At 52.5% G+C, this 9951-nt stretch carries 10 protein-coding genes; 7 read left to right on the top strand and 3 right to left on the bottom strand.

Features of this window, described 5'->3' with window-relative positions; all coding sequences use genetic code 11:
• Positions 1–46: 46 nt before the first annotated feature.
• Together gsiC and gsiD are read left to right on the top strand one after the other, a co-directional pair.
• On the top strand, positions 47–967 hold the full coding sequence (gsiC, locus tag GBAG_RS13485) for a glutathione ABC transporter permease GsiC (RefSeq protein ID WP_034496950.1): 921 nt from the start codon (positions 47–49) through the stop codon (positions 965–967).
• 2 nt (positions 968–969) lie between these two features.
• Positions 970–1881 carry a glutathione ABC transporter permease GsiD gene (gene gsiD, locus GBAG_RS13480; protein WP_034496948.1) on the top strand — a complete coding sequence of 304 codons (912 nt, stop codon included), beginning with the start codon at positions 970–972 and terminating at the stop codon, positions 1879–1881.
• A gap of 96 nt (positions 1882–1977) precedes the next feature.
• On the opposite strand, the gene rimO is transcribed toward gsiD, so the two are convergent.
• Positions 1978–3291, bottom strand: coding sequence for a 30S ribosomal protein S12 methylthiotransferase RimO (gene rimO, locus GBAG_RS13475; protein WP_034496944.1), 1314 nt, complete (start codon positions 3289–3291; stop codon positions 1978–1980).
• A 220-nt stretch (positions 3292–3511) separates the two neighbouring features.
• Between rimO and GBAG_RS13470 the strand changes: the two genes are divergently transcribed.
• The 4 genes from GBAG_RS13470 to GBAG_RS13455 all read left to right on the top strand — a co-directional run bounded on the left by GBAG_RS13470 (position 3512) and on the right by GBAG_RS13455 (position 6817).
• On the top strand, positions 3512–3817 hold the full coding sequence (locus tag GBAG_RS13470) for a hypothetical protein (RefSeq protein ID WP_034496942.1): 306 nt from the start codon (positions 3512–3514) through the stop codon (positions 3815–3817).
• A 2-nt stretch (positions 3818–3819) separates the two neighbouring features.
• Positions 3820–5052, top strand: a complete 1233-nt coding sequence (locus GBAG_RS13465) for a serine hydrolase domain-containing protein (protein WP_034496939.1) — start codon at positions 3820–3822, stop codon at positions 5050–5052.
• A 141-nt stretch (positions 5053–5193) separates the two neighbouring features.
• Positions 5194–5577, top strand: coding sequence for a biofilm formation regulator BssR (locus GBAG_RS13460; protein ID WP_034496936.1), 384 nt, complete (start codon positions 5194–5196; stop codon positions 5575–5577).
• Positions 5578–5737: 160 nt separating this feature from the next.
• Entirely contained in the window at positions 5738–6817 is a 1080-nt protein-coding gene (locus GBAG_RS13455) for a PQQ-dependent sugar dehydrogenase (protein WP_425591305.1), read from the top strand.
• 109 nt (positions 6818–6926) lie between these two features.
• Here GBAG_RS13455 and GBAG_RS13450 read toward each other — a convergent pair whose 3' ends face one another.
• Entirely contained in the window at positions 6927–7553 is a 627-nt protein-coding gene (locus GBAG_RS13450) for a glutathione S-transferase family protein (RefSeq protein WP_034496934.1), read from the bottom strand.
• Between the two features lie 248 nt (positions 7554–7801).
• On the opposite strand from GBAG_RS13450, the gene dacC reads away from it, so the two are divergent.
• The gene (gene dacC / locus GBAG_RS13445) at positions 7802–9004 is read left to right on the top strand and encodes a serine-type D-Ala-D-Ala carboxypeptidase (protein ID WP_034496931.1); all 1203 of its coding nucleotides are present in this window, start codon (positions 7802–7804) and stop codon (positions 9002–9004) included.
• 135 nt (positions 9005–9139) lie between these two features.
• On the opposite strand, the gene deoR is transcribed toward dacC, so the two are convergent.
• On the bottom strand, positions 9140–9904 hold the full coding sequence (gene deoR / locus GBAG_RS13440; protein ID WP_034496928.1) for a DNA-binding transcriptional repressor DeoR: 765 nt from the start codon (positions 9902–9904) through the stop codon (positions 9140–9142).
• Positions 9905–9951 lie beyond the last annotated feature (47 nt).

Raw genomic sequence — 9951 nt, 5'->3', positions numbered from 1 at the left:
ATCCAATCCCCTCTCCTGGGGGAGAGGGTTAGGGTGAGGGGGGACAATGTTTAACTATTTCCTCAAACGCCTGCTGGGCCTGATCCCCACACTGCTTATCGTCGCGGTGCTGGTGTTTCTGTTCGTCCATATGCTCCCCGGCGACCCGGCGCGTTTAATCGCCGGGCCGGAAGCGGATGCCACCGTGATTGAAATGGTGCGCAAACAGTTGGGGCTGGATTTACCGCTGTGGCAGCAATTTTTGCACTACATCGGCAACATTGTGCAGGGGGATTTCGGCACCTCGATGGTTTCGCGCCGTCCGGTTTCCGAAGAGATCGCCAGCCGCTTTATGCCCACTTTCTGGCTCACTATCACCAGCATGGTTTGGGCGGTTATTTTTGGTCTGTTCACCGGCATTATTGCTGCCGTGTGGCGTAACCGCTGGCCGGACAGACTCAGCATGACGATCGCAGTTTCCGGTATTTCATTCCCCGCGTTTGCACTCGGCATGTTGCTGATGCAGGTTTTTTCCGTCGAACTGGGCTGGCTGCCGACGGTCGGTGCCGATAGCTGGCAGCACTACATTTTGCCGTCTGTCACGCTGGGGGCAGCGGTCGCTGCGGTGATGGCACGTTTTACGCGTGCTTCGTTCGTGGATGTGCTGCAAGAAGATTACATGCGCACCGCACGCGCCAAAGGGGTGAGCGAAACGCTGATTGTGATTAAACACGGTCTGCGCAACGCGATGATTCCGGTCGTCACCATGATGGGATTGCAGTTCGGTTTCCTGCTCGGCGGTTCGATTGTTGTCGAAAAAGTCTTTAACTGGCCAGGGCTTGGGCGCTTGCTGGTGGATTCAGTCGAAATGCGTGACTACCCGGTGATTCAGGCGGAAGTGTTGCTGTTTTCGCTGGAATTTATTGTTATCAACTTAGTGGTGGATTTGCTGTACGCCGCCATTAACCCGGCCATCAGGTACAAGTAAGGATGCGACTCTTTAACTGGCGACGCCAGGCGGTACTGAACGCGATGCCGATTGTTCGGCCAAACCAGGTGCGCACGCCGTGGCACGAATTTCTGCGCCGCTTACGCAAACAGCCGGTGGCGATGCTTGCCGGGTTGTTCGTGCTGTTTCTGATTGTGGTGGCGCTGGTTGCCCCGTGGATTTCGCCGTTCGATGCCGAAAACTATTTCGATTATGACCGGCTCAACGATGGCCCGTCGATGCTGCACTGGTTTGGCGTGGATTCTCTCGGGCGCGATATTTTCAGTCGGGTTCTGGTCGGGGCGCAAATCTCGCTGGCGGCGGGGGTATTTTCGGTCTTAATCGGGGCGCTGATCGGCACGTTCTTCGGGCTGCTGGCGGGATATTACGAAGGCTGGTGGGACCGGGTGATTATGCGCATTTGCGACGTGCTGTTCGCCTTCCCTGGGATTTTGCTGGCGATAGCCGTGGTTGCGGTAATGGGCAGCGGCATGTCGAACGTGATTATCGCGGTGGCCATTTTCAGCATTCCGGCCTTTGCCCGCCTGGTGCGCGGCAATACGCTGGTACTGAAACACCAAACCTTTATCGAATCGGCACGCAGCATTGGCGCATCTGATGCGACGATTATTTTCCGCCATATTCTGCCGGGTACGGTTTCGTCGATTGTGGTCTATTTCACCATGCGTATCGGGACGTCGATTATTTCGGCGGCGAGTTTGTCGTTTTTGGGTTTAGGCGCTCAGCCCCCCACGCCGGAATGGGGCGCAATGCTCAACGAAGCGCGGGCCGATATGGTGATAGCACCTCACGTCGCGCTCTTTCCGAGCCTGGCGATCTTCCTGACGGTGCTGGCGTTTAATTTGCTGGGGGATGGGTTGCGGGATGCGTTGGACCCGAAGATAAAAGGGTAATTTCAAAGAAAAAAGGCGGATGACGCTTACGCTTATCCGCCCTACAACTCTATTTCGTAGGTCGGATAAGCGTAAGCGTCATCCGACATTCAGAACTTAAACCACTGAACCCCACAGGTCATATTCGTCCGCGTTTTCAACTTTCACGCGCACCACATCACCTGGTTTCAGTTTGGTTTCGCCGTTCAGGTAAACCGCGCCGTCGATTTCTGGAGCGTCAGCCATGCTGCGGCCAATCGCGCCTTCTTCGTCAACTTCATCAACGATAACCAGAATTTCGCGGCCCACTTTTTCTTGCAGACGTTCAGCAGAAATCTGCTGTTGCAGCTGCATGAAGCGGTTCCAGCGCTCTTCTTTTACTTCTTCTGGCACCGGATCGGCCAGTTCGTTGGCGGTCGCACCTTCTACCGGGCTGAACTTGAAGCAACCAACACGATCCAGACGCGCTTCTTTCAGGAAGTCGAGCAGCATCTGGAAGTCTTCTTCGGTTTCGCCTGGGAAGCCCACAATGAAGGTGGAACGCAGCGTCAGATCCGGGCAGATCTCTCGCCATTGCTTAATGCGCTGCAACTGGCGATCAACGCTGCCTGGGCGCTTCATCAGCTTAAGAATACGCGGGCTGGCGTGCTGCAATGGGATATCCAGATATGGCAGGATCTTGCCTTCCGCCATCAATGGGATCACATCATCCACGTGCGGATACGGGTAAACGTAGTGCAGACGTGTCCAGACGCCGAGTTTAGCCAGTTGTTCACACAAGCTAACCATGCTGGTTTTCACCGGCTCACCGTTGTAGAAACCGGTGCGGTGCTTAACGTCCACGCCGTAAGCTGAAGTATCCTGAGAGATAACCAGCAGCTCTTTCACGCCTGCATCTACCAGACGTTTCGCTTCGGACAGCACATCGCCAATCGGACGGCTGTCGAGATCGCCACGCATGGAAGGGATGATGCAGAAGGTGCAACGGTGGTTGCAGCCTTCGGAAATTTTCAGGTAGGCGTAGTGACGTGGGGTCAGTTTCACGCCTTGTTCCGGTACCAGGCTCAGGAACGGGTTATGTTTTGGTTTCGGCACATAGTGGTGAACGTGCTGCAAAACTTGCTCGTAGCTATGTGGGCCGGTGATTTCCAGAACTTTAGGGTGCACTTCGCGGATTTGATCTTCTTTGGCCCCTAAACAGCCGGTCACAATCACTTTGCCATTTTCGTTCAGCGCTTCGCCGATCGCTTCGAGCGACTCTTGTACGGCACTGTCGATAAAGCCACAGGTGTTAACGATAACCATATCGGCATCATCATAGCTAGGCACTACATCGTAACCTTCGGTGCGCAGCTCAGTCAGAATCCGTTCAGAATCAACGAGGTTTTTTGGGCAGCCGAGGGATACAAAGCCAATACGGGGTTGTTGCATACGGGTTACGCTCACAAAGTAAACAGAAAATAAAAGCCGGGCGATTCTACACGGGTTTTGGGCAAGGCTCTACTGGTTGTTTTTAAACTGCCGCGCAAACAATTTCAGACGATTGGATAAGGCTTATTTTTGCTTAGTGGGTAAGCTGGCTCTATTATCTCCCCGCTTCGTTTGCTTGAAGTTTATATTGAAACCTCCCGCTCAAAGAGAGAACCGCAATATGCGTAAGATTTTAGCCCTTTCCGGGATGCTGACGGGTGCCTTGTTGCTGTCGGCTTGTAACGTGATTCCAACCCCGCTCAACACGCCTCCTGCAACCGCGCAAAAGTTTGTCTGTGGCGGTGAAAAACTGGCAATAGATGGCGACTACGCCTGGTATAACGGCGACCGTTATTCCTATCAAAATATGTCCGGTGGGCAGGCGTTTTACCGTTACCACAGCAGTAACTTCGGCCTGAAGAAAGTCGGTGAAAACCGAACGATGCTGATTGGCCTTGATGCCAAACCTTGTGTTGCGGCGAATTAACGATGCAGCCACACTGTCGCCTGGCGGGCCTGAGTACGCTGCTGCTCAGTTTTACGCTGGCGGGGTGTGGAACGCTGTCTAACGTCGCCCCTGAGGCCGAAGCGCCGCAAAAGGCGCAGCGTGTTTGTGGCGCTTCACAAGCGCGTGATATCAACCAGTGGCTTCCCAGCATGGTTGAACAGCAATCGCCCGCGATGGTGGTGGGGGTGATTGATGCAAATGGCCAACGCCATTACTGGCATTTTGGTGTCACCGATAGCGAACATCAGTATCCGGTCGATGAGCACACGCTGTTTGCGGTTGGCTCGCTCAGTAAAGGCATGACCGCCGAAGCAACGGCGGTGCTGGTGGCGCAGGGGCGTCTGCATTGGTCAGATACTCTTGAAACTTTGCTGCCGCCATCGGTGCCGTTAAGCGATGACGCGAAAAAAATCACCCTGCTGCAATTGGTGACGCACACTTCTGGTTTGCCACGGCAAAATATGGACTTGCCGATGCTGACCGCGTTTATTCGCTATCTGGGCAACGGTGAGAATTTCTATGCCCATCTTGATAGCGACGATGTGGTGAATGACCTGGCTGATTTCTCAAAACCGCACAATGACGAGCCACGCTATTCCAACCTTGGCTACGCGGTGCTGGATTATGTTCTGCGTTATCAAACCGGGCAGCGCGCCGACCAACTGGTTCAGTCGCTGATCTTTGAACCACTGAATCTTCGTAACAGCAGCTTTACCCCTCAGAAATTAAGAAGTTACCCCCAGCGGGCGATTGGTCATGCGGGTAGCCAGCCAAAGTTTGTTCCGCGTGGGCAAGTGGTGCCGGACTGGCAATTCCACGGCAATATGCTGGGCGCAGGCGGTTTGTACACCGACACCGCTGATTTACTGACGTTTGCCGCAGCCCATCTGGATAGCACGGGCGATCAAACGCTGGATAAAGCGATTAACGATACGATGCAAATCTACTATCCGCGTAACAACGAGCGGCGTGACAAAGAAGCCGCCAATATCGCCTGGGTCACGGACACTTATGGTGAGCAAGCGATCACTTATCAGGTGGGATATATCGGGGGCTACTCCAGCTATATCGGTATTGACCGCGTGAATCACTTCGCTGTGGTGGTTCTGCAAAACAGCTTCACCTGGCAAAATAACCTTGGGCACAGTGTGTTACGGCAAATGCTTGAAGAGAAGCAGCAGGCGGCCACTTGTCGGGCTCCTGCCGCTGCGTAATCCTTTGTTTCGCTGCGATTGTTAGCTTTGTAAAGCTTATTGCCATGGATCAAAAAACTCGGCAAAAAAACCAGGCCCGGTTAAAATTTATCCATACTATAAGTGTGTGTTATTGATTTGAACCACACGGAGGATAAATGTATGACTGGGGAGCCACTCAAACGCGATCTCTTGAAAAAGATGATCATCGCAAAAATAGACATTGCCGCTTATCTGCGCATGAGAAAAGCGAAAGGGTATATGTCTGTCGCTGAAACTGAGCATCTGCGCGATAACTTGTTCGATTTGTCGAATGAATATCGCGAGAAGTCTTTACGCCTCAAATCTCATCTTGCGTTGCAAGAAATAGCCAGCCTGAATCAAGGAATGAGCGCGGTGTGTTCTGCCGCAGTTTGCCTGATGACCGGGCGTCACGATTGCCCGCAATACATTGCCATTGATGCAGGAAAACTGGAAAGTTGCCTGTCTGATTTGTCCGACAGCCTGAAAGAGATTATGGGCCACCAACTGGCGGTAGAAACGTGACAATCAGGGGGAGTTGACTCCCCCTGTTTAAGTTTTTGTAAAATTCCGCGCCCTCCTGGCCTGGAAGACTAACCTTATCGGATAAACCGATAAGGAGAAGTCCATGCCACGGCTGCCGTTTCGCACATTCATCGCCGCTTCACTCTTACTTTCAGCAAGCATGACTTATGCCGCCGGGGTAAAAGTTGAAGTGCTGCAAAGCAAACTTGATCACCCCTGGTCACTGGCTTTTTTACCTGAAAATCAGGGCATGCTGATTACATTGCGTGACGGGCAATTACGCCGCTGGCAACCGGGGGAGGGCTTAAGCGATCCGATTGTCGGTGTGCCAAAAGTCTGGGCGCATGGGCAGGGAGGTTTACTGGACGTGGTGCTGGCACCGGATTTTGAAAAAAGTCGCCGCGTCTGGCTCAGTTTTGCCGAAGGCAATAGCGATGATAAAGCCGGAACCGCCGTCGGCTACGGCACTTTAAGCCGCAATATGGAACGCCTGGAAAACTTCAAAGTGGTGTTCCGCCAGACGCCGAAACTTTCGACCGGCAATCATTTTGGCGGACGCATGGTGTTTGACGGCAAGGGTTATTTGTTTATCGCTCTGGGTGAAAACAACCAGCGTTCGACAGCCCAGGATATGGATAAACTTCAGGGCAAACTGGTGCGCCTGACGCAAGACGGCGAAGTGCCGCAGGATAATCCGTTTGTCGGCAAGCAGGGCGCGCGCAGTGAAATTTGGTCTTATGGGCACCGTAACCCGCAGGGCATGGCATTGAATCCGGCGAATGGCGAGCTGTGGCTCAACGAACATGGCCCACGGGGTGGCGATGAAATCAACGTAGCAAAGGCAGGTAAAAACTACGGCTGGCCGCTGGCGACCTGGGGCATTAATTACAGCGGGCTTCCTATCCCGGAAGCGAAAGGCGAAATTGTGGCGGGCACTGAACAACCCATTTATTACTGGAAGGTGTCCCCTGCGGTGAGCGGCATGGCGTTCTATAACGCCGATAAATTCCCACAGTGGAAAGGGAAGCTGTTTATTGGCGCGCTAAAAGAGAAAAACCTGATTGAGCTGACGCTCAGTGGCGACAAAGTGACCGAACAAACCCGTTTGCTTGATGACCACGGCGAGCGGATCCGTGATGTGCGCGTCGGCCCGGATGGTTTTCTGTATGTCCTGACCGACGAATCAGATGGGCAATTGCTGAAAATCAGCCCATCCGAGAATGATGACAAAGCGAAATAAACGGGTTTTGTAGGGTGGATAAGCGATAGCGTCATCCACCATTTGCGGTTGTCATTGCAGGTGAAAGTGTCGGATGACGCTGCGCTTATCCGACCTACGGAATGAGTTTCTAACTCAGTGGAATCATAACGATTTTCTTAAACGCCGGACGCTGGGTCAGTTGTTGATACCAGCGTTGCAGGTTCGGAAAATCATGCCATTGCACGTCGAGATTGAGCAGGTTGTAAACGCTCGGCGCAAGGGCGATATCCGCCACGCTGAACGCATCGCCGCCCAGCCATTTTTGCTTCGCCAGTTCGGCTTCAATGATGGCAAACAGCGCGTTACATTGCTCGATACTCTCGTCGATAAGTTTTTGACTGCGATCTTCCGGCGCAATTCGCACCAGGCTGAAAAATACGCCACGGTGTGGGCCTGCTAACGTTGTTCCTGCCCAATCCATCCATTTTTCGCCACGCGCACGCGTCGCGGGATCTGCAATCCACAACGACTCTTTGCCATACTGCGCGGCCAGATAACGCACGATAGTATTGGACTCCCATAACGTCAGGTCGGTAGCGTCATCATGAATACAGGGCACTAACGCGTTAGGGTTCATGGCCAGATATTCGGCATCGTGGGTTTTACCAAACTTCCCGCCAGCAGGAACCGAGTGATACGCCACGCCTAACTCTTCCAGGCACCACAACACTTTCTTCACGTTTGTTGAATTGTCTCTGCCCCAAACAGTAATCATTTTGTTTCCTCTATGTTGGTTTTCATCCCAGTATGCCGCGGGCTGATGAAGAAAACAGCAGCGAAACTCAACGGCAGGTAAAAAACTCATCAACGTGGCGGCAAGTCAGGCAGTTATCGAATAAACTTAAAAAACTTTACCAACACTATGTTTCATTATGTGGTTTCACAAGTTAGCTTACTGGCAACTTGAACGATTGAGTAACGGCGTGTGTCGTGACTTTTATAGAATGGATACTGGGTGGTGTTATGAAAACTTTGCAAATCCCTGCTTCGCTTCGAGCATTACTGGCAGGGTCGACCCTGCTGTTGGTAGCCGCGCCAGCGGTTAGTGCAGAACAAACTGCTGATGCACCGCAAGTTGATGCTAAAGCCTGGATCTTAATGGATTATGCCAGTGGCAAAGTATTGGCCGAAGGGAACGCCGACTTGCAGCTTGATCCGGCGAGCCTGACCAAACTAATGACCAGCTATGTCGTCGGGCAGGCTATCAAAGCGGATAAAATCAAGCTGACTGATATGGTCACTATCGGCAAAGATGCGTGGGCAACGGGCAACCCGGCGCTGCGTGGTTCGTCGCTGATGTTCCTCAAGCCGGGCGATTTAGTCTCGGTTGAAGATCTGAACAAAGGCGTGATCATTCAGTCTGGTAACGATGCAAGTATTGCGATTGCCGATTACGTTGCAGGCAGCCAGGACTCGTTCGTCAGCCTGATGAACAACTATGCGCAAAAGCTGAACCTCACTAACACCACCTTCAAAACCGTACATGGCCTGGATGCACCGGGGCAGTTCAGTACCGCGCGTGATATGGCGCTGCTGGGCAAAGCGTTAATTCATGATGTGCCTGAAGAGTACGCTATCCATAAAGAGAAAGAGTTCACCTTCAACAACATCAAGCAGCCGAACCGTAACCGCTTGTTGTGGAGCAGCAATCTTAACGTTGACGGTATGAAAACCGGCACGACCACCGGGGCAGGCTACAACCTGGTTGCATCGGCCACCTCCGGCGACATGCGTTTGATTTCCGTCGTTCTGGGAACCAAAACTGACCGTATTCGTTTCAACGAAAGTGAAAAACTGCTGACGTGGGGCTTCCGCTTCTTCGAAACCGTGACGCCAATTAAACCAGACGCCACGTTTGTGACCCAGCGCGTGTGGTTTGGTGACAAGAGCGAAGTGAATCTCGGGGCGGGCGAAGGGGGTTCGGTCACTATTCCTCGCGGCCAGTTGAAGAACCTGAAAGCGAGCTTCTCGCTGACCGAACCTCAGCTAACCGCGCCGCTGAAAAAAGGCCAGGTTGTCGGCACAATCGACTTCCAGCTTAACGGCAAATCTATCGAACAGCGCCCGCTGATGGTGATGGAAGCAGTAGAAGAGGGCGGTTTCTTTAGCCGGATGTGGGACTTCGTATTAATGAAGTTCCATTCCTGGTTCGGCTCCTGGTTCTAATACCCTTCATATTTTGAGTTGCAGGGGTGTTGGCTACGGCCATTCACCCCAGTCACTTACTTATGTAAGCTCCTGGGGATTCACGTCCTTGCCGCCTACCTGCAATCTCAAAATATTTTGGGTATAGCTTATTTATTACCACTCAATCTGAATATTCTCTGACGCGGCAAATTCAACAAATGCCGCGTCAGGTTTTTCATCACTGATAATCAAATCAAAACTAGCAAGCGGCCCCATACAGGCTGAACGCACTTTGCCGAACTTGCTGCTGTCCACTACCAATACGCGCTGCTGCGCCATCGCTAACGCCCAATGTTTTACTGGCAACTCATCAAGATTAAAACAGGTCGCGCCGTGACGTGTATGAACGCCCGCCGCCGAGAAAAAGGCGATATCCGGGCAAAAGTTATTCAGACATTCCTGGAAATTAATCGGTTTGAAAATCGCATTGCTGGAGTGAAATTCGCCGCCGCTCAAAATAACCCGACAGCCGGGTTTATCCTGCAACGCCAGAAATGTGTTTAACGAGTAACACACTCCGGTAAATTCCAGCTCATCGTCCAGCGCTTCAATGATGTAAGGCGTGGTGGTGCCGCAATCAAAGAATACCGTCTGGTGCGGGCGAACTAATGCCGCAGCGATACGCGCCGCATGGCGTTTTTCTTCAATACGACGGGTTTTTTGGTCACTTAACAGATAGTGGTTAGCCGTGACGCTGCGGGGTTCGAGAACCACATATCCCCCCAGCAAAACCACCGGCCCAGGTTCGCTATTAAGGTCCCGTCGAATCGTCATTTCAGAAACGCCCAACAAAGCGGACGCTTCTTTAAGGTGAATTTTGTCGCTGCGTTTAAGCGCCTGAATCAGGCGATTGATGCGTTCGTCGCGCCGGGTTTCCATAATGAGCAACTAAACCTTTTAATTCCCTCTCCAGAAGGAGAGGGTTG

It is taken from the genome of Buttiauxella agrestis ATCC 33320, assembly GCF_000735355.1.
GTDB classification, from domain to species: domain Bacteria; phylum Pseudomonadota; class Gammaproteobacteria; order Enterobacterales; family Enterobacteriaceae; genus Buttiauxella; species Buttiauxella agrestis.
Note: the sequence above shows the minus strand (reverse complement) of the source record. Positions and strands in the feature narration are given on the sequence as shown.

Coding starts and splice junctions, on each gene's coding strand:
- gsiC (WP_034496950.1), top strand. CDS start 47: ATGTTTAACTATTTCCTCAAACGCCTGCTGGGCCTGATCCCCACACTG.
- gsiD (WP_034496948.1), top strand. CDS start 970: ATGCGACTCTTTAACTGGCGACGCCAGGCGGTACTGAACGCGATGCCG.
- rimO (WP_034496944.1), bottom strand. CDS start 3,291: ATGCAACAACCCCGTATTGGCTTTGTATCCCTCGGCTGCCCAAAAAAC.
- GBAG_RS13470 (WP_034496942.1), top strand. CDS start 3,512: ATGCGTAAGATTTTAGCCCTTTCCGGGATGCTGACGGGTGCCTTGTTG.
- GBAG_RS13465 (WP_034496939.1), top strand. CDS start 3,820: ATGCAGCCACACTGTCGCCTGGCGGGCCTGAGTACGCTGCTGCTCAGT.
- GBAG_RS13460 (WP_034496936.1), top strand. CDS start 5,194: ATGACTGGGGAGCCACTCAAACGCGATCTCTTGAAAAAGATGATCATC.
- GBAG_RS13455 (WP_425591305.1), top strand. CDS start 5,738: ATGACTTATGCCGCCGGGGTAAAAGTTGAAGTGCTGCAAAGCAAACTT.
- GBAG_RS13450 (WP_034496934.1), bottom strand. CDS start 7,553: ATGATTACTGTTTGGGGCAGAGACAATTCAACAAACGTGAAGAAAGTG.
- dacC (WP_034496931.1), top strand. CDS start 7,802: ATGAAAACTTTGCAAATCCCTGCTTCGCTTCGAGCATTACTGGCAGGG.
- deoR (WP_034496928.1), bottom strand. CDS start 9,904: ATGGAAACCCGGCGCGACGAACGCATCAATCGCCTGATTCAGGCGCTT.